General features: G+C 60.0%; 20 protein-coding genes. 13 read left to right on the top strand and 7 right to left on the bottom strand.

Annotated elements, in window-relative coordinates:
* Positions 1-155 precede the first annotated feature (155 nt).
* Both G4Y73_RS02860 and G4Y73_RS02865 read left to right on the top strand, forming a co-directional pair.
* Positions 156-1124 (top strand): proline iminopeptidase-family hydrolase, encoded by a 969-nt coding sequence (locus G4Y73_RS02860; protein ID WP_164229159.1) that lies wholly within the window; start codon positions 156-158, stop codon positions 1122-1124.
* Between the two features lie 63 nt (positions 1125-1187).
* Complete coding sequence (locus tag G4Y73_RS02865) at positions 1188-1733, top strand: RidA family protein (RefSeq protein WP_164229161.1); 546 nt, start codon at positions 1188-1190, stop codon at positions 1731-1733.
* A 274-nt stretch (positions 1734-2007) separates the two neighbouring features.
* Here the strand turns inward: G4Y73_RS02865 and G4Y73_RS02870 are convergent, their stop codons facing one another.
* Together G4Y73_RS02870 and G4Y73_RS02875 are read right to left on the bottom strand one after the other, a co-directional pair.
* Entirely contained in the window at positions 2008-3093 is a 1086-nt protein-coding gene (locus tag G4Y73_RS02870) for an alpha/beta fold hydrolase (protein ID WP_164229163.1), read from the bottom strand.
* A 164-nt stretch (positions 3094-3257) separates the two neighbouring features.
* Positions 3258-3674, bottom strand: a complete 417-nt coding sequence (locus tag G4Y73_RS02875; RefSeq protein ID WP_164229165.1) for a hypothetical protein — start codon at positions 3672-3674, stop codon at positions 3258-3260.
* Between the two features lie 499 nt (positions 3675-4173).
* Here G4Y73_RS02875 and G4Y73_RS02880 point away from each other — a divergent pair, with 499 nt between their 5' ends.
* A complete protein-coding gene (locus tag G4Y73_RS02880) occupies positions 4174-4389 on the top strand; it encodes a hypothetical protein (RefSeq protein ID WP_164229167.1) in 216 nt (71 codons plus the stop codon).
* A 91-nt stretch (positions 4390-4480) separates the two neighbouring features.
* On the opposite strand, the gene G4Y73_RS02885 is transcribed toward G4Y73_RS02880, so the two are convergent.
* Together G4Y73_RS02885 and fusA are read right to left on the bottom strand one after the other, a co-directional pair.
* Entirely contained in the window at positions 4481-5125 is a 645-nt protein-coding gene (locus G4Y73_RS02885) for a DsbA family oxidoreductase (RefSeq protein WP_240451180.1), read from the bottom strand.
* Positions 5126-5293: 168 nt separating this feature from the next.
* Positions 5294-7384 (bottom strand): elongation factor G, encoded by a 2091-nt coding sequence (gene fusA, locus G4Y73_RS02890; protein WP_164229171.1) that lies wholly within the window; start codon positions 7382-7384, stop codon positions 5294-5296.
* A 292-nt stretch (positions 7385-7676) separates the two neighbouring features.
* On the opposite strand from fusA, the gene G4Y73_RS02895 reads away from it, so the two are divergent.
* Positions 7677-9641 carry a S9 family peptidase gene (locus G4Y73_RS02895; protein ID WP_164229173.1) on the top strand — a complete coding sequence of 655 codons (1965 nt, stop codon included), beginning with the start codon at positions 7677-7679 and terminating at the stop codon, positions 9639-9641.
* 124 nt (positions 9642-9765) lie between these two features.
* Entirely contained in the window at positions 9766-10875 is a 1110-nt protein-coding gene (locus G4Y73_RS02900; protein WP_164229176.1) for a DUF2855 family protein, read from the top strand.
* 87 nt (positions 10876-10962) lie between these two features.
* Here G4Y73_RS02900 and G4Y73_RS02905 read toward each other — a convergent pair whose 3' ends face one another.
* Positions 10963-12243: a hypothetical protein gene (locus tag G4Y73_RS02905; protein ID WP_164229178.1), complete on the bottom strand. Its 1281-nt coding sequence runs from the start codon at positions 12241-12243 to the stop codon at positions 10963-10965.
* Between the two features lie 482 nt (positions 12244-12725).
* Here G4Y73_RS02905 and G4Y73_RS02910 point away from each other — a divergent pair, with 482 nt between their 5' ends.
* The 3 genes from G4Y73_RS02910 (at position 12726) to G4Y73_RS02920 (ending at position 16408) form a co-directional block, all read left to right on the top strand.
* Positions 12726-13259 carry a hypothetical protein gene (locus G4Y73_RS02910; RefSeq protein WP_164229180.1) on the top strand — a complete coding sequence of 178 codons (534 nt, stop codon included), beginning with the start codon at positions 12726-12728 and terminating at the stop codon, positions 13257-13259.
* Positions 13260-13294: 35 nt separating this feature from the next.
* A complete protein-coding gene (locus G4Y73_RS02915; RefSeq protein ID WP_164229182.1) occupies positions 13295-14320 on the top strand; it encodes a hypothetical protein in 1026 nt (341 codons plus the stop codon).
* Positions 14321-14638: 318 nt separating this feature from the next.
* Positions 14639-16408, top strand: coding sequence for a right-handed parallel beta-helix repeat-containing protein (locus tag G4Y73_RS02920; RefSeq protein WP_164229184.1), 1770 nt, complete (start codon positions 14639-14641; stop codon positions 16406-16408).
* Here G4Y73_RS02920 and G4Y73_RS02925 read toward each other — a convergent pair.
* On the bottom strand, positions 16405-17553 hold the full coding sequence (locus tag G4Y73_RS02925) for a PQQ-dependent sugar dehydrogenase (RefSeq protein ID WP_164229186.1): 1149 nt from the start codon (positions 17551-17553) through the stop codon (positions 16405-16407). The two genes, G4Y73_RS02920 and G4Y73_RS02925, sit on opposite strands and share 4 nt — an antisense overlap.
* Positions 17554-17621: 68 nt before the next feature.
* Between G4Y73_RS02925 and G4Y73_RS02930 the strand changes: the two genes are divergently transcribed.
* The gene (locus G4Y73_RS02930; protein ID WP_164229188.1) at positions 17622-18509 is read left to right on the top strand and encodes a hypothetical protein; all 888 of its coding nucleotides are present in this window, start codon (positions 17622-17624) and stop codon (positions 18507-18509) included.
* Positions 18510-19579: 1070 nt separating this feature from the next.
* On the opposite strand, the gene G4Y73_RS02935 is transcribed toward G4Y73_RS02930, so the two are convergent.
* Positions 19580-20617: an alpha/beta fold hydrolase gene (locus G4Y73_RS02935; protein WP_164229191.1), complete on the bottom strand. Its 1038-nt coding sequence runs from the start codon at positions 20615-20617 to the stop codon at positions 19580-19582.
* Between the two features lie 218 nt (positions 20618-20835).
* Between G4Y73_RS02935 and G4Y73_RS02940 the strand changes: the two genes are divergently transcribed.
* The 4 genes from G4Y73_RS02940 to G4Y73_RS02955 all read left to right on the top strand — a co-directional run bounded on the left by G4Y73_RS02940 (position 20836) and on the right by G4Y73_RS02955 (position 26105).
* Positions 20836-21768, top strand: a complete 933-nt coding sequence (locus tag G4Y73_RS02940) for a DUF808 domain-containing protein (RefSeq protein WP_164229194.1) — start codon at positions 20836-20838, stop codon at positions 21766-21768.
* Between the two features lie 184 nt (positions 21769-21952).
* The gene (locus tag G4Y73_RS02945) at positions 21953-22996 is read left to right on the top strand and encodes a hypothetical protein (RefSeq protein WP_164229196.1); all 1044 of its coding nucleotides are present in this window, start codon (positions 21953-21955) and stop codon (positions 22994-22996) included.
* Between the two features lie 161 nt (positions 22997-23157).
* Positions 23158-24462: an amidohydrolase family protein gene (locus G4Y73_RS02950; RefSeq protein WP_164229198.1), complete on the top strand. Its 1305-nt coding sequence runs from the start codon at positions 23158-23160 to the stop codon at positions 24460-24462.
* A 56-nt stretch (positions 24463-24518) separates the two neighbouring features.
* Complete coding sequence (locus tag G4Y73_RS02955) at positions 24519-26105, top strand: amidohydrolase family protein (RefSeq protein ID WP_205596459.1); 1587 nt, start codon at positions 24519-24521, stop codon at positions 26103-26105.
* Positions 26106-26168: the final 63 nt, after the last annotated feature.

The raw sequence follows: 26168 nt of genomic DNA on the forward strand, positions 1-26168 counted from the left end.
GGAAGAAACCAGGACACCCACGATCCTCCAGGCTGAATCCACAGCGCGTCCAGCGGTGCGACTTGGCAGAATTCGTGGGTGTCCTGGTTTTGCGTGATTTGTCGGCGCAAGCTACTGCCGCTATGCTTGGGGTTTCGGAACGGCGGGATCATTCCATGACAGACCTGTCCGATTACCTGGATTATTCCGGTGCCGACGACCAATTCACCGGCGGCATCAATATGATTCCGATCGAAACCCCCAGGGGAACGTTCCGGGTCTGGACCAGGCGCGTCGGGAATAGCCCGAAGATCCGTGTACTGCTGTTACACGGCGGCCCCGGTGCGACGCACGAGCTATTCGAATGCTTCGACGGCTGGCTTCCGCGCGAGGGCATCGAGTACATCTACTATGACCAGATCGATTCGTACTACAGCGACCAGCCAGGCGATCCGACGTTGTGGACCATCGAGCATTTTGTCGACGAGGTCGAACAGGTCCGTCGGGTACTGGGACTGAATCCGGACAACTTCTTTCTGCTGGGCCAGTCCTGGGGCGGCATGCTGGCAATGGAGTATGCCTTCGCACACCAGCGGAATCTCAAGGGCCTGATCATCTCGAACATGGTTTCCGACGTGGGCGAGTACAACCGCTACGCGCGCGATGTGCTCGGCCCGCAGATGGATCCCGAGGTGTTTGCCGAAATCCAGCGCATGGAAGCCGAAGACGATTACGAGAACCCGCGCTACGAAGAGTTGCTGATGCAGCACCATTACACCGAGCACGTGCTGCGCATGCCGCTGGAAGATTGGCCCGATTCGATCATGCGCACTTTCAAGCACATCAACAAGGAAATTTACGTGCACATGCAAGGCTACAGCGAGTTCGGCATGACGCCCGGCGCCACACTGGCCGAGTGGAACCGCTCCGCCGACCTGTCGCAGATCACGGTTCCGACGCTGACCATAGGCGCCGCGCACGACACCATGAACCCGAAGCACATGGAATGGATGGCCGGACAGGTAGGACGCGGCCGCTACCTGCACTGCCCGGACGGCAGCCATCTGGCGCAGTACGACGATCAGAAAACCTACATGATGGGTCTTGTCCGGTTCCTGCGCGATGTCGATGCCGGAAACCTTTGATTCGGGAAGTTCGAAAGGTCATTCCGAAACGCGCGTTGCGGACAAAAGACTGGAGAAGCCGATATGAAATCAGATAATCCCGGAGTTTCAATACGCCACCAATTGCTGGCCGGTCTGCTTTTGATTGCCATCTGCTTCGGCGCCGTCGCCGAGACCCCGGAAGAACGCCTGGCCGCCGCCGGCCATGAACTTCCCGAGCCGCCGAAGCCGGTCGCGACCTACGTCACGTCCCGCCAGGCCGGCAATCTGCTGTTCCTGTCCGGCCACGGCGAGTGCGGCGATGACTTCACCACCGGCAAGGTCGGGCGCGACCTGACCCTGGAGCAGGGCCGGCGATCGGCCGAGCTGACCGGGCTTTGCATGCTGGCGACCATTAAATCGGCCGTGGGCGAACTGTCGCGGGTCAAACAGGTGGTGCGAATCCTCGGCATGGTCAACGCCGCCGACGATTTCACGGATCACCCAAAAGTCATCAACGGCTTTTCCGATCTGTTCGTGACCGCGTTCGGCGAGGCGGGCAAGGGCGCGCGCGCAGCAGTGGGTATGGCTTCGCTGCCGTCGAACATCGCCGTCGAGATCGAAGCCATCGTCGAATTGCACGAGGAATGACCCCGGATAGTTTTGCGTAACGGGAAGGCCCGCACAACGCCGGCAATACTTGGCGAGCGGAAAACCAGGACACCCACGATTTTTCTCGGCTCGGCCGCACGCCTGGCCGGTAGCGGCCAATCCCTGGCTATTCGCGTTCGATGAAAGCCTTCAGTGCGGCGTGGAAGTTTTCCGCGTCGCACCAAGGGTCCCCATGGCCGCAATCGGCATCAAGGACCAGCGATCGCGCTCCGGTGAGGGTGGCAAATTCGAGAGTCTCATATTGATGCGGCGTTCAAGGATAGCGTGACAGGAAGTCCGACAATTCCTTCGTCCAAAACACCGAGTGAGTGTGGGTCCCATGGCCCCTTGTTTCCTCGCTCGCGGGGATGAGGACGAATTCAGCATTCGGCATTCGCTGAGCCAATTGTTCCGGGTTGCCGAGTCCGGGAGGATTTATGAAATCGTCGGCAGAATTGATCCACAGCACCGGTACCGTGATTTGCTCGAGGCGGGAACTCGGATCGTAATGGCGTGAAGAACCAAATTGGTAGATGGTGTCGTTGGGATCGGCAGCCCTGGCGAGTATTCTGTCCACGGAGTCCCGAAGATATTCGATGGCTTCCGCGCGCGTGGGGGCTTGTGCCTGCAAGCGATATGGATTGCTGCCCGCCATTATGATCGCATTTGCGAATATTTGCTGACCCAGCGCCAGATCGGCAGCATCGCGATAATTTCCGTTCGCATAGGCTGGATCGTTTTCGAACCCGTCTATGACCATCTGGCGAAGCATCAGGTTTCGGCCGGCAATTTCGATCGCATTGCAAGCTAATTTTACAAGCCTGCGAGCGAAGCGGGGATGGTCCAATCCCCAGATGAAGCTGTGCATGCAACCCATCGAGGTTCCGACGATCATTTCCAGTTGCCGGACCTGGAGATCCTCTGTCAGCACTCTGTATTGTGCGAGGACCATGTCATCGTAATCGTAACGCGGGAACGCGGCACGCAGCCCGTCACTGGGTTTTGAACTGTCGCCATGCCCCAGATTGTCCGGTGAGATGATGTAGTAGCGTTCTATATCCAGCGGTTGGCCCGGGCCAAAGAGTTGGTCACCGAACGAAGGGCGAAGGAGTGACAATCCACTTCCGCCCGTTCCATGCAAGAGCATCACCGCATTGGAGATATTCCCGGCCTCATCGCGCCGCGGTTCCCCGAGTGTGTAAACGTTCATCGTGACCGAGGGCAGGGTTTCACCGTTATGGAAGGTGAAATCCTGCAATTCGAACGTGTGCTGTTCGGCGAGATTATTCCAATCGTTGGCAGTTGCAGGGTTGTTGAAGAAGATGGTGGCCAATAACGACAAAAGACAGGCTAGGCGCATCTTGATCCTCCGGCAGACGCATAGGGGCCGCTGCGCGTCTCATTAGGTATCTCATTTCTGAGGGCAGGCCAAGCGACGCCAAGCGTATAGGAAGTATAAGCACCCCATTTGCTGATTTCCAGCGGAGGGTTTTCCCGAAGGTCGGGACGAGGTTCTGGAGTTCATCAGCGTTTCAGCCACCAGCAGCCGCCGTTCATGACCAGCTTGAAATCCGTGCGAATGGTCTGGCCCGGGCGCTCGGGAACATACTGGTCCAGCCAGAGCCGGGTCGGCTGTTCCTCGCCATCGAGTTCGATCGACTCGACCTCGACGTCAACCAGGCGCCGGCTGCTGATGACTTGCAGTTCGTCCATCAGTATGTTGGCGCTGTTTGGCGTGTCTTCCATCCAGTGGTAGAGGCCGGAAAGCTTGTTGACGTCGCCTGAATCAAGCGCGGCACTGACCTGGGCGTGGAAAAGTTCGATCTGCCGTGAGCAGTCATGATGCGGCGAGGGTGGGTTGAGTACTGCTGGTCGGACAGGTTCTTCTACCCGGTCCTGTGTCCTGAGCGCGTTGCAGGCGCGATCGGTGAAGATCGTCACGTCGTCTTCCCCGATGCATCGATGTATGTCGGACTTGACGGAAGCTGACGCGGCGCCACCCGAGATCGGCAGCCAGGCCAGAAAAGCGACGGCCAGGACAGTGTTCCTCAAAGGTCCTTGAGAGCGATCCAGAACGTGATGACCTTCGTTGTGCATTTCTCTTGACTGGAGTTTCAGCGGCCAAAATCCCGCATCGGGTGCATACGGGCCACCGCAGACACAATGTCAGGGTTTCACAATTGAGTCAGTGCGCTGAGCCTCATTGCGAGACGAGAAAACCAGGACACCCACGATTCTCCTGGCTGAATCAGCCTCTACCTGGTTGGCGAGACATCGGAATGTGCTGAGAATGAGCCCGAAGGTGAGTACGCAACCATGACTTCCGGCGCTGTCGTTCCGCCGATCGAATCCCTATAATTTTCCTGACAAGAGTCATCGCCGGCCCGGAAATCCCGCTCACGGTCGGTCGAGGATTCGTTACCGGAAGGAGCTCTTCGTCATGAAAACACTTTTGATCGCGATCTGCTGGTGCATCCTCTTCGTGCTCAGCTGGCCGCTGGCACTGCTGGTGCTGCTGCTCTGGCCGGTGATCTGGCTGCTGTTGCTGCCGTTTCGTCTGATCGGCATCGCATTTGAAGGCTTTTTCGCACTGCTGCGGGCGATTGTTCTGCTGCCGGCCAGATTGCTGGGATACCGCCGCCCGGCCGTTTCATAGCAGCACAGCCGAGGCCAGGCCGAGGAACGAAAAACCAGGACATCCACGATTTTTTCTCCGAAATCCGTGAGACCCGGGACCGAGAATCGGTCTATCTTTGAGCAGCCCTGTTGATCACATCGCCCAGCACCTCGGGTGGTTGCGCGCCGGAGATGCCCTCGTTGAGCTGTGTGAAAACGAAGCAGGGCACGCCTGTGATACCGAGCTTGCGAGCCAGGTCTTCGTCGTTGCGCACGTCCTCGGCGTAATCGGTGCCCTCGAGTACTGCCGACACGTCGCTGGCGGCAAGACCAGTTTCAGTCGCGACCGCCAACAGGGTCTCGGGGTCCGAGATAGACCGCCCTTCATGCAGATACGCCTGGAACAGGTTTTCCTTCAACTCGGTCTGGCGGTCGTGCCGATGGGCAAACGCCAGAAGCCGGTGGGCATCAAAGGTATTCGACGGCCGGATCCGATCGAAACGGATTTCCAGACCGCGCCCGCGGCCGGCCTCGACCATGCGAGCGATGAAGCCCTCGGCCTCGTCCCGGCTGGTGCCGTATTTGTCCGCCAATCGGGCCACGTAATCGACCGCTTCCGGCGCATCGGCCGGCGCGTCCGGGTTAAGCTCGAAGGCTCTCCAGCGGATTGCGACCTCGTGGTCCGAGGATGCGATGGCCGCTTCCAGCGAGCGCTTGCCGATCCAGCACCAGGGACAGGCGATATCGGACCAGATTTCGATGTTGACTGCATTCATGCTCACCAGTGTATGGGAATGCGAGCTCGCCTCCGGTGAGAAACAGCCAAAATCCATGATCTTTCTTCCAAATCGGCGAGAACCGGGAACGAGAACCGGCCACTCATAAAAAAAGCCCCGGCAGCTTTCGCCGCCGGGGCCCTGATTTCCACGCTATGAAGTTCGCGCTTAGCTGGCCTTGGCCGCTTGGCGTTCCTTCTCCGCTTCGATTACCTTCTCGGCAATCTGCTGCGGGCACGGCATGTAGTGGGAGAACTCCATGGAGAACTGACCGCGGCCGGAGGTGATGGTACGCAGGTGGCCGATGTAGCCGAACATCTCCGCCAGCGGCGCTTCGGCCTTGACGCGGATGCCGGTCGGGTTGGGTTCCTGTTCCTTGATCATGGCGCGGCGACGGTTGAGGTCACCGATCACGTCACCCACGTTGTCTTCAGGGGTAAACACGTCCACCTTCATGAACGGTTCGATCAGTTGCGGTCCGGCCTTGACCATGGACTGACGGAACGCGCCCTTGGCTGCCAGTTCGAATGCGACTGCCGAGGAGTCGACCGAGTGGTAGGCGCCGTCGAAGAGCTCAATCTCCACGTCCAGCACGGGGAAGCCGGCCAGCGGGCCCTGCGCCATCATGCCGGCGAAGCCTTTCTCGATCGCGGGGAAGAATTCCTTGGGCACGTTGCCGCCGACGACGCTGGACTCGAACTTGAAGCCGGAACCGGGTTCGCCGGGCCTGATGCGGTAATCGATCTTGCCGAACTGACCGGAACCACCGGACTGCTTCTTGTGGGTGTAGCTGTCTTCCACCGGCTGGGTGATCGTTTCGCGGTAGGCCACCTGGGGCTCACCCACTTCCAGCTCCACGCCGTAGGTCCGCTTGAGGATGTCGACCTTGATATCCAGGTGGAGTTCGCCCATGCCCTTGAGGATGGTCTCACCGGAATCCTGATCGGTCTCGACGCGGAAGGACGGGTCCTCGGCAATCATCTTGCCGATGGCTACGCCCATCTTTTCGCTGCCGGCCTTGTCCTTCGGTGCAACCGCGATCGAGATCACGGGTTCCGGGAAGACCATGGCTTCCAGGGTGCAGGGGTGGTCCGTGGCGCACAGGGTGTGGCCCGTCTGCACATTTTTCATGCCCACACAGGCGAAGATGTCACCGGCATGAGCGTAGTCGATCTCATTGCGGTCATTGGCGTGCATTTCCACCATACGGCCCACGCGTTCGGTCTTGCCGGTCGCCGAGTTCAGGATGGTGTCGCCCTTCTTGATCTTGCCGGAGTAAATGCGGATGAAGGTCAGGGCACCGAATCGGTCGTCCATGATCTTGAATGCCAACGCACGGAACGGCTCGTCCAGGGAAACCAGCGCATGCTCGCCGGTGGGATTGCCTTCTTCGTCGGTCAGGTCCTGCGGCTCCACTTCGTCGGGGCTCGGCAGGTAATCAACGACCGCATCCAGAACCAGCTGAACGCCCTTGTTCTTGAACGCCGAACCGCAGTAGGTCGGGAAGAACTTCAGCGTGCGGGTGCCTTCGCGGATGCAGCGCTTGATGTCTTCGATGGAGGGCTCATCGCCGTCCATGTAAGCCATCATCAGGTCATCGTCCATCTCGACCGCGGTCTCGATGAGCTCCTGACGGTAGGCCTCGACGTCGTCCGCCATATCGGCAGGGACATCGGTAATCTCGTAGTTCTCGGGCAGGCCGGTATCGTCCCAGATGTAGGCCTTGCGGGTGAGCAGATCAACCACGCCCTTGAAGTCACTCTCGGTGCCGATCGGCAATACCATCACCAGCGGGTTGGCGGCCAGCACGTCCTTGACCTGCTTGACCACCCGGTAGAAGTCAGCACCAATGCGGTCGAGCTTATTGACGAAAATGATGCGCGCGACTTCAGAATCGTTGGCATAGCGCCAGTTGGTTTCCGACTGGGGCTCAACGCCGCCGGAACCGCAGAACACGCCCACACCACCATCAAGCACTTTCAGGGAGCGATAGACTTCAACGGTGAAGTCCACGTGTCCGGGCGTGTCGATGATATTCAGGCGGTGGTCCTTCCAGAAGCAAGTGGTCGCAGCGGACTGAATCGTGATGCCGCGTTCCTGCTCCTGGTCCATGAAATCGGTGGTGGCAGCGCCGTCATGTACTTCACCCATCTTGTGGGTCTTGCCGGTCAGCTTCAGGATGCGCTCGGTCGTGGTGGTTTTGCCTGCATCAACGTGCGCAAAAATGCCGATGTTTCGGTAGTGCGAAAGTTCACTCATGATTCTATTATTGCCAGTGGGTGGGTTTGTGGAAAAGCTGCCATGCGTTGAAAGGCCCTCTGGTACCGCCTTGCCGAAGGCGATAGGGCGGACTTGTCGTCCCGCTAGAGCCAGAAAACGCACGAAACGGCGCTCACCGCTGGGTGGCGCCGTTGGGGGGAAGCTTTCTTGCACGCGCGTTATACAGGAAAATGGCTGAAAAGCCAACAAATGTCTGAACTTTTTCGTATATTTTTTCGCCACGGGGCGCTTATAGTTCTCATACACCCGTCGCCATGAAAGGAATGAGATCATGCCGAGACACATCCTGAAAACGCTGGGCGTCCTGTTTCTCGCGGCAAACGGCTTCTGGCTGACGGCCTGCGGCTCGGATTCGGACCCATCCACCGATACACCGGCTAGCCCTCAGACTGAGCCCGCGCCGGCCGCCGAGGCTGACCCGAAGGCCGACGACCTGGCGGCAAAGGTCGAGCGCATGGCGGCTCTCGACCGCGCCTATGGCGGCCTGTTCTCTCCCGGGGGCGACAGGATTCTCTACACCTCCAGCGAGCCGGGCCTGCCCCAGCTTTTCCTGTCCAGCCTCGACGGTAGCGCAGCCACGCAGATCACCGAGGTCACTGACCAGATCCGCGGCGTGTCCTGGTCGCCCGACGGGGAGACCCTGGCCCTCAGCCTGGCCCCGGGCGGCGGTCTGAACACCCAGATTTACCTGCGCCCGCTGGAGGGCGGCGACATGCAACGCATCACCGAGGGCGGCAAGACCAACAACTGGCTCGGGGAGTGGAGCGACGACGGCCGTTACCTGGCCTACTCATCAAACAAGGCGGGCGACGGCTCGATGGACGCGTACCTGTACGACTCCCAGAACGGCGAGTCCAGGCTGATCGCGGAAAACCCGGGAATCGGTACGGTCTCCGACATATCACCAGACTCCAGCCGCGCCGTGATCTGGCGCATGCGATCGCGGGGCAACACCGACCTCTATCTGCTCGATATCGAGACCGGCGAGGAGCTGCTCCTGACGCCCCACGAGGGCGTGGCGCTGTCGCAGGATGCGCATTTCATCGGCAATTCGCGCATCATTTTTGCCTCCAATGTCGGCCGCGAAATGGTTGCCCTGGCAGAAGTGACCATCGATGCCGATGGCCGCGCGTCGCCCATGGCCTTCATCGCGGAACGCGAGGACGCGGAGCTCAGCGGTATCAAGGTCAACGAAGCGCACACGGAGGCGGTCCTCAACTGGAACGCGGCCGGGCGCAGTGAGCTGGCGGTCTTCGATCTGGAGACCAGCGAGATGCGGGCCGGTCCGGCCCTCCCGGCCGAGATCGCGGGCGTCAACGACTATAGCGGCGACGGGCGCATGCTTACGCTGACCGTGTCGGGCTCGGACGAGCCCACCAATGTCTGGACCCTGGATCGTGCGAGCGGGCAGTTCCGCCAGGTGACCGAGACCGACCCGCGGGGGATTGACTTCGAGTCACTGGTTTCCCCCGAGCTGGTGCGCTACAACGCCCACGACGGGCTGGAACTGTCGGGTTGGCTGTATCGTCCCCGCGACGTCGGCGAGCCGGCGCCCTACGTGCTGGATTTCCACGGCGGGCCCGAGGGTCAGGAGCGTCCATCCTTCAACGCCACCATCCAGGCGATGGTGAGCCAGGGGATCGGGGTGTTCGCGCCCAACGTGCGGGGGTCGTCCGGGTTCGGCAAAACCTTCGTCAACCTGGACAACGGCCGGCTGCGGTTCAACGCGGTGAAGGACATCAAGGCGTCGGCGGACTACCTGATTGAGGCGGGCATTGCCGATGCGGACCGCCTGGGCATCATGGGTGGTTCCTACGGCGGTTACATGGTGATGGCCGGCCTCACCGAGTACCCGGACCTGTTCGCCGCCGGCGCCAACCTCTTCGGGGTGGTCAATTTCAAGACTTTCTTCGAGAACACCGAGCCATGGATGGCCGCGATCTCGACCGTGGAGTACGGCGACCCGGAAACCGAGGCCGACTTGCTGCGCGAGCTCTCACCCATCCACAGGGTCGACCAGGTCAAGGCCCCGACCATCGTGCTACACGGCGCCAACGACACGAATGTGCCGGTGGTGGAAGCGGAGCAGGTGGTGGACAACCTCGAGGAACGCGGCGTGCCGGTGAAATACGTCCTTTTCTCCGATGAAGGCCACGGCTGGCAGAAGACTGAGAACCGCGTGACCTCGACGGTCGAAATCGTTAGATGGTTCGACCGCTACTTGAATGATGGATGATGCCAAAATCAGGACACCCATCAATTTCCTGGCTGAGTCAGCCTTGCCTCGGTCTGACTGAATCGCACTGGATTCCCCGACCCATCCGTCACGATGGTTATCACATTCGAGCGGAGCCGAAACCATGAACGACAAGCAGACCGTGACCCGACTTCTGATGAATCGCGATCGGTTTTCCGACATGAAGACCGACTCGCCCGGCCAGCGGCCCGACGCGCTGGATGGCGAGGTGATCCTGGCGCTGGACCGGTTCGCGCTGACCGTCAACAACATCACCTATGCGGCCTTCGGTGATGCGCTGCACTACTGGGATTTCTTCCCCACCGGCGTCGAGGGCTGGGGTCTGCTGCCGGTCTGGGGCTACGCAGACGTGGTCGATTCAGGCGTCGACGGCATCGACGTCGGCCAGCGATTTTTCGGGTATTACCCCACCGCTACGCATCTGACGGTGCATCCGGGCAAGTCCGGGTCGGAAAGCTTCCGCGACGAGGCGCCACACCGGCGCGAACTGCCGGCGGTCTATAACTGGTATCAGCGCACCGACGAGAACCCGCTCCACGACGACGCCACCGAACCGCTGAACGCGATCTTCCGGCCGCTGTTCGTCACCGCCTACGGGCTTGCCGACTTTCTCGCTCAAAACGATTTCTTCGGCGCCGAACGCGTCGTGCTCTCCAGCGCATCGAGCCGGACCGGCTACGCGGTCGCGTTCTGCATAGACCAGCTTAAGGCGATCGAAACGATCGGCTTGACGTCGGCCGAGCACCGCAAGTTCGTCGACGGGCTGGGTCTTTATGCCAGTGCGCTGACCTACGACGACCTCGAGGATCTGGAAGCCGACAGGTCGACCGTGTACGTGGACGTCGCCGGCAATGTCGACGTGCAAAAGCGCATCCATCGGCATCTGGGCGACAAGCTGGTTTACGACGCCGCGCTAGGCGCCGCCCATCGCCACGAGCCGCCCCAGGCGCCCGACGATCTGCCCGGCCCGGAGCCGAAATTCTTCTTCGCCCCGGACTGGGTGGCGCAGCGCCAGGCCGACTGGGGCACTGCGGGCTTCGAGCAGCGAATCGGTCAGGCGACCGTCAGATTTTTCGATTATGTGCGTGGCAACCAGTTGATCGACGTCCGCCAGCAGCAGGGCCTGGACGCGGCGCGCGACATCATCGGCGAAATGCTTGACGGCAAAACCGACCCGGCGGTCGGCCACGTCGTGCGGCTACGGGGAAGCTGACCAAGGAAACCAGAACCCCACGATTAACTTGGCCGAGCCGGCCTCGCCATCCAATAATAATCGTAGGTTTCCTGGATTGGATTTCTCTCAGGCGCGAACTCCGACAAGCCGCCGGGCCGCGAGCAGTGCCACCATCATCGCAAGAATGGCCAGCGCCCAGCGGGCGTCGAGGGGCACGGGTGACGGCGCGGGGGTGATCCCGACACCGCGGTTCAGGGTCCGGGCGTCCGAAAGCGCGTGAGCTGCCGTTTCCACCGAAGCCTCGACCCGAAAATCCGGGGTTGGCTGCTGCGCAAGATCCAGACTGTAGATGAAACTCAGACGACCGCCGGGGGCCAGCGGACCGTCAACCTGAAACGCTCCGCTCCCCGAAGCTTGCGGACAGACTGCACCGTCGGCGGCCGAGCACGTGAACCGGGGATTCGATGTGCCCGGGGGCGTCGGAATCGCGGCCGAGAAGGTGCGTTCGGCCGGGGCGGAATTGGTCAGCATAAGCTCGAATGAAACCGCGTCACCGGAGGCGCCTCGTGTCCCTGTCTGACGGATCTCTGCATCCACCGGCTGGCCGCGGTCGAGCAGCGTAAGACCGGGCCCCAGCGGGTCGAGGTAGGTGTTGGTCCGCCCCGTGTCGGTGTCGGTCAGCGTGTATTCAAGTTCAAGGTCGCCGACTTGCGAGGTCAGGAACCAGAACGCCGTGTTGTCGGCACGACCGTCGATCACCGTCGAGAGCAGGTCCAGATTGAGGCTGTCAAAAGCCCAGCCAAGCCCCGAGTGATCCACCGATGCGGCGTTGCTGATCTGTCCAGATGATCCGGTACTCGCCGAAAAAGCCACTTCGAGCGCGAATCGGTCATCCTGCAGGCAGAAGGTCGCGCCACAGGTACCCCGGACATCATCCCGGAGCCGTTCGGCGGGGCCTTTGGTCTGCGCCGCCGGCAAAGGCTGGTCGCATGTCGCAAACGCGTCGGTGTCAGCGATCGGTGCGAACGCCTGCCCGGCCGGAGAGAAATATTCGATCGTCTCACCCGTTGCGGTATCGGTCACGCTGACGGTCACCTGGCTGTCGGTGGCGCCGGCGGCGAAAACCCAGAATCGGTCGTTGACCGGGCATCCTGCAAGCACCTTGACGTACACGTCCATCTGTTCGGCATCGTAAAAAGAGAATGCGACGGTGTCGGAGGTTAGAAAGGCTACCTCGGCGTTGCCCGAAACGCTGCCCACGGCGGGCGGCACGAACGAGGCCGCCTCAGTATCGAATGCGACGGTGACTTCGAACCTTTCCTGAACCAGGCAGGCGGTGGTTGAAGAAGGCAGGCAAGCCGACTGAGCGATCGAAGCGCCGCTGACGAGCAGCAGCAGGCAGGGCAAGAAATGGTTCATGAGGGACTCCCGGGTGGCTCGAAACCGTCAGGAAAACCGGGATTCGGGATTCGACGGCGGACATCAATGTCCTGTATCGGGAGCGAGCCATCGGGGATGTCGTCGTTCCTGCAGTCAACAGGTAAAATTTCGCTCTCTGAGAATACTGCCAGGGAGGTCTTCTGGCAATAGAAATCAGGACCCCCACAATTCTCCGGACCGAATCAGCGTCTCTGCCATCTTCGTTTCGCTGGTCGGCGCCACATGGAAACACGCGACGGACGTACCGGCTTACACAATTGTCCTTGATGCTCGCCACTCTGCATGGAGCGTATTTCTATTGCCATCGCACTCGTCTGACCCGCATCTGAATGGTTCAGTGTGGTGGGGCGAACAGACCGGCATCGGAATGGGAGCGAGCATGGGTTAGCGCAAGACGCTGCAACGCTTGTCGACTTCGTCAGGTGATGGCGCCATGCCCTGGAAAGCCCATGGTCACTTCAGCCACAGACATTGCCGCAATCGTCTTTACCCTGGCGTTCGCGTCCCCGGCAAAAGCCGAGGAGGGTGTCGAGGGCGAGGCATTCATCGAGTATGTGCGCATCCACTCAATGAGTGCCGGGAACGAGAACCGCTATGTCATGCGTTGGCTCATCGATGGGCGCGTGGAGCTGCAGCTTCCGTCGTACGCGCGCAATGGTGGGCACCATATGCTGGAGCCGGGCGAATACGATATCGATACGCTGGAAAACGTAATCGCCCGAACCGAGCAGGCCCAGCGGGCGCTGCAGGATATCGATGTTCATCGCAGTCTGACCCGCAGCGGGAAAGTTCACCAGGTGCACGACGCCGATGTCGTTTTGATCCGGACGCATCCCGGCAGTCGTTCACCGGTCAATATCCGCATTCAGGCTCCCGATCATTGGGCAGGCGTCATGCCCGGAAATCAGGCGCTGGCCGAGGCGGCCTATATTGACCGGGTGCTGATGGACTGGATCGTGAATCACGCTGCCGCTACGCGGTGAGCCTCCAATCCTTGCGTGATGCGAGTTACCCACTGATGATTCTGCTCCTTACATCGGGAGTGTGCGCCCCGGTGTTCGCGGGTTCGTTCAGTTTTGCGGACCTGTTGCAGGAGCCGGCTACGATTACCCACCCGAGCGGCTACATTGGCGAGGGCGGCAAGGTGACGGTCTCGGTTTGCATCGATCCGGAAAGTGAGAGTAGGGTCGAGCTGGCAATCGCCATACAGAACAGCATTCAGCACTGGAACCGACTCGAGCCCAGCCTTGGCAACAGTCAGATGTCGCCGGAATCCGGTGTGCCCGCTGACCATGTTGATGCCGAGTCGGTGCTGCTGCATGAAATCGGGCATTGCATCGGGCTGGCTCACCCGAACCTGGCCTCGGAGTCGGGACTGAGCGGTGACAAGCGCCGGTTCGCGCGAGCCATCCCCGGTAGCGGACCGGATAATGGCTATACCCTGCACGCGGGCAGTGACGGCGTGATCGCAACCGTCGACGACGAACGTGGCGACGACGTGAACCTGCACTGGTTTCGCAAGAGCAACAACAATCCCTTCTCGATTGCCGATGTCGTAGATGCCTCGACCTACAGTGTCGACGTGGCCGACCTGCCGGCCGGTCACGCCTATCCTGCGGTCGCCGGAAAACAGGTTTCGAGTAGCCTCGGTCTGACGCCCGCCGAAGCGGTCATGCACCAGGGGATCTACTATGGTGAAAAACGTACTGGGCTGGGACACGATGACGTGGCGATGGCGCGCCTGGCCATGGCGGGGACGGACCGCGTGCACGACACGGAGAATAGCTACGAGCTGGAAATCTCGTATGAAGGAGTCGGCAGCAACTGTGACATCACCGTCTGGATGGGCGGGCATTCATTCGCTCAGTGCAGTGTCTCCGGTTCGCCGATTGCCCCGAATCACTGGCAGGTGTCCGGGGCGACGATCAAGATGGCGCCCACTTCGCACATCAACTGGCATTTCAATGACACGGTCGAAACCGACGAGCCGGTCGATAATGAAGCGGGCCGCATTTTCGGCAGCAGCTTTGACGGTTCCAACTGAGTTCGGACCGAAAAACCAGGACACCCACGGTTTCCGCCGCTGGCCCAGATCGGCAGCCTTCCAAAGCCGTTCGGGAGGCATCTCCTCGTCCAGGAATTTGTAGGTGTGCTGGATTCTCCTGGATTCCCATCCCAGATATCCTCCCACATTCCCCCTCGTTGTCTTGCTGGCGGGAATCCTGTCCCCAGCATGGGACATCTCGTCCATTTAATCCGATCTCCCGATTCTTGGCACGGAAACCGGACCCGTGTCGTTAGATAGGCTGACCCCGCATTCCGTGTTGCGGGCAAGTTCCCTGTTGGGAGAAGGAAGCTTCGAATGATCAAGCAATCCCTCAAGCCGATCTCGTGCCGGTCGACGAACCTTTCGCCTCGCCAGGCCGGCCGCGTCACCGCCGTGAACGTTCATCGCCCCGGCTGGTGCGCTTTCCTCACGCTCCTGCTGATCCTGGCGAGTCTATCTGCAGCGCCCGTCTCGGCGCGCGTGATCTGGGTCGGCCCGAACTCGGACGGAAACTGCGAGACGAACAGCCTGTCAGCCGCCGTTCTTACCGCAGCTTTCGCAGCCGGCGATGACGCGATCCATCTGGCGAACGGCGTTGCACACACCGACATCAATCTTGCGCTGAACGGCTTCGACCCCGGCACCAGCACGGGCGGTTTGAGCATCCGCGGGGGATTCGCGTCGTGTGGCGATGGCACTCCCACCGCCGGGCGCACCACCATCGACGGGGGCGCCAGTAACCCGATCTTCGAAATCTCGGGCTCGAGTGGCGGCAGCTCGGTGATCGAGCTGGTCGACCTGGAGCTCAGTGGCAGTGGAGTGCGAGCCCTGGAAGTGGGAAACGGAGGCGAGCTCGATCTGAACAATGTGTGGGTAAGGAACAATGGTGGCGCCGTTCGTGTTCAGGGCAATGGCCGATTCTCCATGGAGAGTGAGAGCTGGCTGTTCGACAATACGGTATCTGGCGGATTCGGAGGCGGTCTTTATTGCACCGACGATGCAGTCGTCAACGTCGGTGGCCCGATATCCAACAACTTCGCCGGTCAGTGGGGTGGTGGTATCTATGCTCGCGGTTCATGCCAGGTAATCCTCCGGAACAAGGCCTGGATTCAGAGCAACACCGCCACGTTCAATGGCGGTGGGATTGCCGCTTTCTCGTCTGCCCTGGTCACGCTCTCGGCATCGGAAACGACCCAGATTCTGGTCAAGAACAACAGCGCCGAGCGCGGTGGTGGTATCTATGCCGAAGGCGCGGAAACCAACGTGTTGCTGGCCAACGCCAAGATCGAAAACAACCAGGCCGAGCGCGGGGCGGCCGTCTATGCCACCCAGAATAGTTATGTGCAAATCTACCGAATTCCGGTCGACTCCTGCGCTGATCCGTTGCGCTGCTCAACCCTGTCGTTCAACCAGCTGGGTGATGATTTCTTCGGTGCCGTCGCCTGGGTTGACCAGGGTGCTCGGATATCGATCAGCGAAACCTACATGGAAGGCAACAGCAGTAGCGCCGGGCGTGAAGATCAGATTTCCCTGTTGGCGGTGTCGGATGAATCGTCCTCTCTTTCGCTCTCCAACGTCATGGTCTGGGACAACGAGGCCCGTTACATTGCCGAGCGTATCGGGACAAGTCAGATCCGGTTCGAACACGTCACGACGGCGGACAACTTCTATCCGACAACTTCGGGTACTGCACCAATCAGCTTGTTCCTGGGTACTGACTCGGTCAGCGCCACCGTAATCAACAGCCTCCTGTGGGACGTAGGGTCATCGGGCAACTTCGGTGGAAGCTGTAATTTCGCAGCATCTTCTGCGGCGCTTTCTGACTCGACTGCTTCGGCAGCGATAGCCGACCCACGATTCATCGCCGCGGCAGGTGGCGACCTGCGCCTCGAGCCGGATTCCCCCGCCGTGGACGCTTGCTTCAGCGGTTCGGCGGGACGCGATATCGAGTTGCAGGACAGACCAGCGGATGTCGAGGGCAATGCCAACGGAAATCCGGGCCAGGCCGGCGGTCTGTTCGATGCCGGCAGCGGTGAAGTGGTGTTGACACTCTTCGCAGACCGTTTCGAGGAGGGCGGCTTCTAAGGCAAGTCCTGAGGTGTGAGCTTCAACAGCCGTCCCTGACTCTCGCCGCGCTCGTCCTCGAGTACCCAGATGCTGCCGTCCGGTGCCTCTTCGATGCTTCGGATCCGCGCGCCCATGTCATAGCGCTCGAGTTCGGCGGCATTGTCGCCGTCGAAGCGGATTCGCACGATGGCCTGGGACGACAGCCCGGCCGCAAAGGCGTCCCCACGCCAGTCCTCGAAGAGTTCGCCGCCGTAGATCATGAGGTCGCCCGGAGAGATGACCGGCGTCCAGGAGATCACGGGCTCGGTGAATTCCGGACGGGTGTCGTGATCCGGTATATCGCGCCCGTCATAATGATCGCCGTTGGAGACCACCGGGTAGCCGTAGTTGGCGCCCCGCACGATGCGGTTCAGCTCGTCCCCGCCCGCCGGGCCCATCTCGATCGCCCAGAGCTGCCCGTCGGCATCGAAGGCCATCCCCAAGGGGTTGCGATGGCCCAGGGTCCAGATCTCGTTGTAGGGGCCGACTCCATCGACCAGGGCTTCCTCTTCGAAGTAGTTCACGAAGGGATTGTCCGACGGAATTGAACCGTCCTCCTCGAGACGCAGGATCTTGCCCAAGTTGCTCTGCATATCCTGGGCGGGCGTGAACTTCTGTCGATCGCCGGAGGAGATCCAAAGATAGCCTTCGTCGTCGAAAGCGAGGCGATGCCCGTAATGGCCGTCGTCGAGTACCTTCGGATACTGGCGCCAGATCACCTCCGCGTCGGAGAGCCGACCGCCGCGCTCGCCGAGCTCAAGGACGGCGCGCATGACCGCCGCACCGCGGACATCCCCGATGCCGCTCTCGGCGTAGCTCAGGTAGATGATTCCGTTGTCGGCGTAGTCCGGGTGCAGGATCACGTCGCCCAGCCCGCCCTGGCCGCGATAATCGACGTCCGGCAGGCCTTCGACCGGTCCCGATTGCTGACCCGCCTGCGTGACCACCCTGAGATTCCCCTTCTTCTCGGTGACCAGCATCCGGCCGTCCGGCAGAAAGGTGAGCGTCCACGGTTCGTCGAAAGAGGTGATGGGCTCAACCGAGAACGGCCTCTCGTCCTGGGCCTGGACGGTGAACGCAAGCAGGATTCCGAGCAGCGCGGGCAGTGCGTATCGTGTGTGCATGGCTGGCCTCTCGTTGATGAGTTAGATATCCACTGTAACAAATCCACCGTGTCCCGGATTCCGTTAGCTTGCCGCCGTACGGCAAGGCGCGTAGTATTTCAGCCGGGCTGTGGCCAGGGAGGGCCGACATGCCGTACAAACACGCGAACTATTTCGTCGGCTTTGTGCTGCTGACGATCATCGTGGGCTTTTGGGGCAGCTATTTCGTGCCGATCGCCGAAGTGCCGCTGGCCTTCCACGTCCACGCCACTACGGCCACACTCTGGGTCATCCTGCTCATGATCCAGCACTGGTCGATCCACAGTCGCCGCAGGCATCTTCACCGGTACGGCGGGATGCTCAGTCTCTTCCTGTTCCCGTTCTTGATTGTCGGTTTCGTCATGATCATCAACGTTTCCGCCGAGCGCTTCGTTTCGAGCGACGGCGGCAGCGGTCAGTGGCTGACGCCCAGCTTTGGAATCGGCATGGCCGTGGCCATCGTCGCCTACCTGTCGCTGTACTACCTGGCGTTGAGCAATCGTCGCAACGTTCGGTTGCATGCGGGTTACATGCTGTCAACGCCGTTGATCCTTTTCGAGTCGGCGTTCAGTCGGATCATTCTGGACCATATGCCTTTCCTGGTCTTCACCGGCAGCGAATTCCCGCAGCAAATAATCGATGCGATCGTGATCTCTATCGGAATCAGTATCGTCTTTTCGGTGGTGCTGTATCTTCGTGATCGCCGCTGGCGCACTCCTTTCCTGCTGGCGGCGATTCTGATGACCGTGCAGGCCGTAGCGATGTACGTCGGCCCAAGCAGTGAGTGGCTCCGTGCCGGGTTCGCTTTGTACGCATCCATGCCGGACTGGCTCACCCTGGTGATCGGCTTTGCGTTGGGGGCCGCGGTCTCATGGGCTGGCTGGCGGGCAGTTCCAGGTAGCGGTACACGTAGTCCCGCGGCGCCTGTCGCGGCCTAAATCAGGAATAGGGATAACAACGACACCCAAAAGCGTGGGTGTCCTGAATCCTGAATCTTCGATCTCGGACTCAGGACTGGAATTGAGGTCCGGAACCAGGGTTGATAGTGTTGACACTCAAGAGTTCGAGTGTTTGCGCTTTTTGGATTGTCGTGTGCACTTGAGTCCGGCTTCTCGAATTTGGAGGAGTTCTCATGAACACGAAACCACATCTTACTGATCCGGCCGATAGCGAACCGCCGCGGCTCAATCGTGCGCTACGTTCGGTCGGCATCATCCTCGCCCTGGTCTGGCCGATATCGGCACCTACCAGGTCATGTTTCAAGTCAGCGTGGACGAGTCCGGTCAGCTCACGCTCACACTCAATGGGACGGAGCTTGCCTATACCGTGGTCGGCCGTGCGACGGGTACTTCTCAGATTGCAGGAATTGCTCTTGTGGAGACGACAGCAGTTGACTCGATACTCTCTGTACAGAATCCTGCTGGTTCACCCGCAGCGCTAACGATCACTCCTCTCGCTGGAGGAGTAGAACCTGTATCAGCCCACCTGGTGATCACACGACTCCGATAGAGGCTTGGGATCACTGAGTATCGGCGTATGGTGGGATTGACTCGGTGTTCAATCAATTAGATATGAAATCTTGTTCACGGGGTTTTTGCAAAAATGCAATAAGCCCGCAAGAACATGATTGTTATGAAATTTCTTGTCACTTTTTTATCGAAAAGTCTTGACAGGCATGCGCAACAGGCGTAAATCTGTATCCCACGCGAAAGCCTCACAAGGGTGAAGCGGTGCTAGAAGGCTCTCTCCATTGAGATCTGGCGACAAGTTTGAAAGCTCTTCGAGCAGTCAGGTTTGCCGAGCATCAGGAGACCAGCGCTAGCGCTCCAATCTCAAATTATTCGCGGACAAACCCCGGTTCCAGAAGGCCGGGGTTTTGTTATGTGCGGCCCACTTGAAGAAACCAGGACACCCACGATTTGCAGGAAATTTCCTGAACATCAAGGGAGCCTTGGTTTTTCTGACAGCTCGACTATCCGGATGCCAGTCATTCAGGCGAGATAGCTGACTATCTCAACCTGCTGCCGATCCAGCTGTTCAAGGTCTCCAGAACTTCTGGATGAAGCTTCGGCATGTGTGTATCCGTCGTCTCTGGGTTCCACAGCGCGTGACCGGCACCGGCGATCACGTGCACCGAGGCGTCCGGGTGCTCTTCCTCCAGGAATACGCGAAGGAGGCGGTAGGTGCTGCGCACAGCCGGCGCATTTCGGTCTTCCTCCCCATAGATGACCAGCACCGGTTGTTTCACGGCTCGCCAGAACGGAAGTGGATCGTAGTCGCCGACGCCACGGAAGAACGTCCATTGCCAGGCGTCCTCGGTCTGCGGGAACCCCTCGGCTACGGGCCGCCAGGGGCTTTCCAGCCCTCGCGACAGCGCCGCCTCGAATCGCGCCCAGTCGATTTCTCCACGCAGATACTTTTCGGCCAGTACCTGAAGCTCGAGCGCTTTCTGAAGCTCAACGCCACTCACGCCCGCCTCCCGGAAGGTATGAAACATCTCCCAGGAAACCTGCTCCACGAGGCTTGTGGCGGCGCCGACGATGTTGATCACGAAGGCGATGTCGTCACTCCCGGCCGCCGCGATCGGTGCGATCTTGCCGCCCTGGCTGAGGCCGGCAATGCCGACCGCGTCCGTGCGCATTCCAGGTTGCGCCTTCAGGAATTCAACGGCCGCAATCGTGTCGCCGGCCAGTTCTTCGAAATCGGCGTGCCGCCAATCGCCCTCGGACTTGTCCGATCCACGCTTGTCTGGCAATAGAACGGCAATGTTGTGGCGAAGAAAGACTTCGGCGAAGGCCCTTGCCCAATAACTGTCACGACTGGACGGGCCCGACCCGCGGATGAATACAACCGCCGGATACGGACCAACCGACGACGGCCTGAACAGCAGCCCTGAAAGCGTAAGGTCTTCGCTTTCGAAGTAGACTTCTTCGGGCGATGCGAGCAGAGCTGCCTCGTCCGTTCCCGGCGCAGTTTCGGGGGCTGCCGTCGAAGGTGTCCCGACGTAGAAAACCAGGACGAACATCCAAAATACGGTGATCCTCATTTTCGTCTCCCGGTCAAAAGTGTGAGAGTAAACCAGGATGCCCATGATTTCCCCGGCTGAATTAGCCTCGCCGGGGTCGGTTGCAAATCTGAATCCGCTGAAAATGGGGTCGGAAGGGCCGCGACTTGGCGTGTCGAGCGGTCCGCCGGTCAGAACGAGCCACAAGCCGCCCCGACTGTGACAGACTGATTGTCCACAATCGCCGAACGGGACATGGCATGGCCGGAGCCAGCTTACTCAGTCTTCTCGACGACATCGCCACCTTGCTCGATGACGTCTCCGTGATGACCAAGGTCGCCGCCAAGAAGACCGCGACGCTGGTTGCGGACGACCTGGCGGTCAATGCCGAGCAGGTCACGGGCATCTCCGCCAAGCGCGAACTGTCTGTCATCTGGGCAGTTGCCAAGGGCGCGACTCTCAACAAGATCATCCTGATCCCGGCCGCGCTGCTGATCAGCGCGTTCATCCCATGGGCGATCGTGCCGCTGTTGATGATCGGCGGTGCCTTTTTATGCTACGAGGGTGCCCACAAGGTCCACCAAAAGCTCTTCCACAGCGAAGCCGACAAGCAGGAGAAGGAGCAGCTGAAAAAGGCGTTTAGAGATCCCAAGGTCGACCTGGTCGCTTTCGAGAAGAAAAAGATCAAGGGTGCAATTCGTACTGACTTCATCCTGTCGGCCGAGATCATCGTCATCGCGTTGGGCTCGGTTGCCACGGCCACGCTGGGCGTGCAGCTCGGCGTACTTGTCGCCATCGGCGCGCTCGTAGTCGTAGTCGTATACGGACTTGTCGCCGGCATCGTCAAGATCGACGACCTGGGTATCAAACTGTCGAAACGCGGTGGCTGGATCGGCCGTTTTGGAGAGTGGCTTATCGGCGCCTCTCCGGTAGTGATGAAGGGCCTTGGGATCGTGGGCACCCTCGCAATGTTTCTGGTCGGCGGCGGCATTTTCTCGCACAACATCCCCTGGGTCGAGCACCTCTTCAAGGGCTGGGCGGCAGTGACCGGGCCGCTAGAGCCGGTCACGCGACTGTTGCTCGACGGACTTCTCGGCGTCGTGATCGGCGCTATTGTCGTGGCGATCATTACGCTCGGTGCCAGGCTCACAGGCCAGGGCGAGAACCAGGACACCCATGATTCTCCTGGCTGATCCGACTGGGTGGGGGTGCCGCTGCTACGCAAGCCGCGATCACGTAATCCGAGCCGGAAGGATATTTGACATTAGTGTGATGCACGTCACATAATCAGTTCGGGGTTGATGGTCCCTCCTGGGATTCAATTTTCGGCATGAGCGGATTATTTGCTCCAGTTTCGGACTGTGAGGAGGTCCCGGCATGCACGAACACATCCATCGAGCCCGTTCCAGACTGCCACTTGTCGTTCTACTCCTTTGTGCCCTTGTCCATTCCGGCATTGCCGGCGCGGACGATGATGACTTCCAGCTTTTGTGGTGGAACAGCGATATCCAGAAGGTGCTTTCCGATGCGGAGAACGCTGCTTCCCGTGCCGCCAACGCCGCCACCGACGCGGGCACCGTGGCAACCCGGGTCCAGAACGCCCGTACCAAGATCCTCAACCTGCAGGACACCATCGAAGAGGCGGTCGGCGATCTGAAGAGCCGCGTCGACGAAATGAACGAAGGTCGCGGTGAGTTCCTGGGCAATGACTGCGATTCGAACTCGCCCTGCGGGCAGTTTCGCGGCGAGATGCTCGGCGTGATCGACGATTTCGCCCTGTCCAACAACGCTCTGCTGCGGGCGGCCAACCTGGATGTCGAAGCCGACTTCGGCCGCTTGAGATCACTGGTTCAGCAGGCTCCGGGCCGGGCGCTCTTTCCACTCTACCGGGTGCTCGACGGTCACCTTCCGATCATGGAGTCGGGTTTTTCGGACATGTTGTCCGAACTGGCGCTCCACCTCGACTTTCTCGCCCTGGCATTGGCGCCAGCGGAGCAATCCGTGCAGTTCGACGCACCGAGTAGTTGTGACATTCTGCTGGATGATCCGGCGTTCAGTCAGAACGCCGTCGTGGTCACGACTGGCGCTGGTGTTGTGTTGACCTTGCTCGGCAAAACCCTCGATGGGTTGGGCGAGACCCATCTGGAAGGTAAGGCCGGGGTACATGGATACCCCGGCATCCTCGTGAAGCAGAATTCGCGTAAGCAGTGGGGAGCGCTTTTCTCCGGGCTTGGCGATGGCGTGGGAAGAATCGCCACGGCAGGGTCCAACAAGCTGCGTTACTGCACGATGGTTGAAAACCAGCGGATGGTACTGGCCAACCAGCGCATGATTCTCGACAATCAGAAAAAGTTGTGGAACGCCATGCCGCCTGGGTGGACTAGCGGTGACGAAATCCTCACGCCCGGGGGGTCCGATTGAGAACCCGAAAACCAGGGCATCCACGATTTGCACAGATTAATGGGTGTCCTGGATTTCTCCCGCTCAGTTGAGGAATCCGGTCAGCACTGCTAGATTGCTGTAAGGATGCGCCATTAGCTGGCGGATTCACATACCATTTCAACCCGATAATGGGGTCTGTCATGCCTAGAATTAGCGCCCTGCTGCTCTTGGCCTTCCTGCAGATTCCCCTTGCCACCTCTGCGTCAGAGCCCACGCTTGTGGTGGAGAATGCCCGAGTATTTGTTGGTGACGTTACTGTTCTGGAGAGTGGATCGATTGCGGTGGCCGGGGACCGCATCGTGACCGTTGCCGAGGGAACAATCGATGCGCCGGGGGCAAGCCGGATCGATGCGGCGGGTGGCACCGTAATGCCCGGGCTCATTGATACGCACGTGCACCTGATGATGGAGAATCTCTTCGAGCAGCCGCGCAGTGATGCTGCGATGGCTGAGTATGTCGAGGAACGCTTGCCGGAACGCCTGCGTGACTACATCGAGGCGGGTATCACGACGGTGATGTCACCGGGAGACTATTGGCCCTTCGTTGCGGGGGTGCGTGATCGCGTGCGTGAGGGTGGCCTCCTCGGACCTCGTATTTACACCGCTGGGCGATTGTTCACGGCGCCCGATGGTCACCCTGTCTTTACGTTCTGCGGCTTCCTGGACAAGGGCGGCCCGAACCCGTGGTGCCGCGAGCACCTCGCCGTGGAAGTGGCCACGCCACAGGAAGCCAGTGCGGGTGTCGCCAGGGTCGATCGTGAGGGCGTCGACCTCATCAAGTTTGTTTACGAGGCAGCGGAAGAAAGCGAGGGTGGTGTGCTCGAGCCCGAAGTGATGCGTGCCATTGTGGACGCCGCCCACGGTCAGGACCTGCGGGCGTACGCACACATCCAGCAGCCGGCCAAGGCCATCGATGCCATTGAGGCCGGCCTTGACGGTCTCGTGCACATTCCCGCCGCTTCGTCGGAGTCCGGGGACGTCGAGCGGCTTGTCGAACTCATGCAGGCAAAGGGCGTGTCGGTGGCAACGACGCTGACCATCTTCGATAGCTTTGCCGAGATCACCGCCGCCCAGGGCGACCATGAGACTTCGCAGGTTATGCAAGGATTGCTTGAGGGAATGCACACTACGCTCGCCCGGATCGCAGAGGCGGACCCTCGTCTCATCGTTCTTGGGACCGATTCGCCCCATTTATCTCCGGGTGAGGCGTTCCACAGAGAAGTAGCGCTGCTCGGGGAAAATGGCCTCTCGGCCGTCGAAATCCTTCGGGCCGCTACCGGGCAGGCAGCAGAATATATGGGGCTGGGCAACAAGCTTGGCACGCTCGAGGCCGGCAAGTTCGCCGATTTCATCATCGTCGATGGCGACCCGACAACGGACCCGACCGTGCTGGAGAAGGTGGTCGTGGTGGCGAAATCCGGGGAGATAGTCTACGCGCGCCCGTAGTTCAAACGACCTGCGTCGGCGGGGTGCAGGCTGTCCAGCCGCGTAATGAGTGAACCTTGTATGATCCATGTTTTGGTGCACGACGCGTGCATCGAAACTGGAGAGTTCAGTTGAAAGCAAGGTATCTGAAGCGCGTTATAGCCACTCTCGCCATTGTCGTAGCGAGTGTTCTGGTGGCATTTGCGGTTGGCGTGCTGTGGCCTCTCGATTCGGTCAAGCCCGCGCCGGGTCTTGAGCGATTGGCGCTGAGCAATGTCACGATTGTCGATATACAGAACGGGACCTTGATACCCGGGCAGACCGTCTTGGTTGAAGGCGGTCGAATTGTGGCGGTCGGCAATACATCAGATACCCAGGTTCCGTCAGTTGACCTTGATCTCGATGGGACGGATCGATTCCTGATTCCAGCTCTCTGGGACATGCACGTCCATGTATATGCAGTCTCACCCCTGCTGGATATGCCCCTCTACACTGCATACGGCGTGACAAACGTCCGCGACATGCAGGGCTGTCCGCAGCCTAAGGATCCGTTCATTGCGTGCCCCGAGGATAAACGCCGATGGAGCCGCGAAGTGGAACAGGGCGAGCGGGTCGGGCCCCGAATCATGGCTTCTACAAGTTTCATGGCCAATGGGCCCGGAATGCTTGCGCGGATGAAGGGACTGCCGGATTTTTATGGAACAGCCACACCGCAGCAGGCCCGGGCGTTCGTCCGGCACTTTTCAGACCGTGTGGACGCGATCAAGGTTTATGATCGAATTCCGCGTGACGCTTACTTAGCACTCGTGGATGAGGCGCGGGAGCTTGGTCTGGATGTGGTCGGGCACCGTCCGCATGCAGTCAGCGCGATTGAAGCGGCGGTGCACCAGAAGAGCATTGAACATGCTCGGTTCATGCTCCATGAGTCATTCAGCGGAAGTGAAAAGCTTCGGACGCTGGCGGGTACGCCGGAGTGGCGCGAGAACCGGCGGCTTATGCTCGATGAGCATGATCCAGGAATGGCACAAGCCATTTTTGAGGTAATGAAGCGCGAAGGGACATGGTATGTCCCGACACACCTGACACGTTGGGTGGATGCCTATGCAGACGCGCCTGCTGTTCGTGACGATCCACTCTTGCGATACCTGCACCCATTGATGAAATGGCAGTGGATGGAGGATGTGAATGCGACACTCGCACAGGACCCATCGTCTGAGGCGAGGGCGACCTATCAGGAGTTTTACGAAAAAGGGCTGGAGTTGACGGCTGCCGCTCATCGCGCCGGTGTCAAGGTGCTCGTGGGAACGGATTACATCGTCGCCGGTGCCGATGTGCACCGGGAAATGGAGCAGCTGGTGCGGGCGGGTCTGTCACCGGCCGATGCCTTGCACGCCGCGACGCTGGAACCTGCTCGATACTTTGGTCTTGAAGCTGATTACGGCACCGTGGAAGTTGGAAAGAGAGCGGATCTTGTTTTGCTCAACGCCAATCCACTGGAAGATATTCGCAATACCTGGAAGATCGAGTCCGTGATTCAGGGAGGGAATCTGTATGATCGAAGCGCGATCGATCGGATATCGAGACAGGTCGAACGTCGCGCACGAAGCTGGACGATTGCCTGCAAGATACTGTGGCGTTTCATCAAGAATCCGGTTTCCTATTAACGACAAGAAAGCAGGAAGTTCAAGATACCCACGATTTTCCTGGCTGAATCAGAATAGGCAGAG

The organism is Wenzhouxiangella sp. XN201, from assembly GCF_011008905.1.
GTDB lineage: Bacteria > Pseudomonadota > Gammaproteobacteria > Xanthomonadales > Wenzhouxiangellaceae > Wenzhouxiangella.

Excerpts from the sequence above, each read along its gene's own strand:
- G4Y73_RS02925 (WP_164229186.1), bottom strand. The coding sequence starts at position 17,553 with ATGCACACACGATACGCACTGCCCGCGCTGCTCGGAATCCTGCTTGCG.
- G4Y73_RS02935 (WP_164229191.1), bottom strand. The coding sequence starts at position 20,617 with ATGAGGATCACCGTATTTTGGATGTTCGTCCTGGTTTTCTACGTCGGG.
- G4Y73_RS02895 (WP_164229173.1), top strand. The coding sequence starts at position 7,677 with ATGCCGAGACACATCCTGAAAACGCTGGGCGTCCTGTTTCTCGCGGCA.
- G4Y73_RS02885 (WP_240451180.1), bottom strand. The coding sequence starts at position 5,125 with ATGAATGCAGTCAACATCGAAATCTGGTCCGATATCGCCTGTCCCTGG.
- G4Y73_RS02940 (WP_164229194.1), top strand. The coding sequence starts at position 20,836 with ATGGCCGGAGCCAGCTTACTCAGTCTTCTCGACGACATCGCCACCTTG.
- G4Y73_RS02945 (WP_164229196.1), top strand. The coding sequence starts at position 21,953 with ATGCACGAACACATCCATCGAGCCCGTTCCAGACTGCCACTTGTCGTT.
- G4Y73_RS02920 (WP_164229184.1), top strand. The coding sequence starts at position 14,639 with ATGATCAAGCAATCCCTCAAGCCGATCTCGTGCCGGTCGACGAACCTT.
- G4Y73_RS02880 (WP_164229167.1), top strand. The coding sequence starts at position 4,174 with ATGAAAACACTTTTGATCGCGATCTGCTGGTGCATCCTCTTCGTGCTC.
- G4Y73_RS02865 (WP_164229161.1), top strand. The coding sequence starts at position 1,188 with ATGAAATCAGATAATCCCGGAGTTTCAATACGCCACCAATTGCTGGCC.
- G4Y73_RS02870 (WP_164229163.1), bottom strand. The coding sequence starts at position 3,093 with ATGCGCCTAGCCTGTCTTTTGTCGTTATTGGCCACCATCTTCTTCAAC.
- G4Y73_RS02950 (WP_164229198.1), top strand. The coding sequence starts at position 23,158 with ATGCCTAGAATTAGCGCCCTGCTGCTCTTGGCCTTCCTGCAGATTCCC.
- G4Y73_RS02910 (WP_164229180.1), top strand. The coding sequence starts at position 12,726 with ATGGTCACTTCAGCCACAGACATTGCCGCAATCGTCTTTACCCTGGCG.
- G4Y73_RS02900 (WP_164229176.1), top strand. The coding sequence starts at position 9,766 with ATGAACGACAAGCAGACCGTGACCCGACTTCTGATGAATCGCGATCGG.
- fusA (WP_164229171.1), bottom strand. The coding sequence starts at position 7,384 with ATGAGTGAACTTTCGCACTACCGAAACATCGGCATTTTTGCGCACGTT.
- G4Y73_RS02915 (WP_164229182.1), top strand. The coding sequence starts at position 13,295 with ATGATTCTGCTCCTTACATCGGGAGTGTGCGCCCCGGTGTTCGCGGGT.
- G4Y73_RS02860 (WP_164229159.1), top strand. The coding sequence starts at position 156 with ATGACAGACCTGTCCGATTACCTGGATTATTCCGGTGCCGACGACCAA.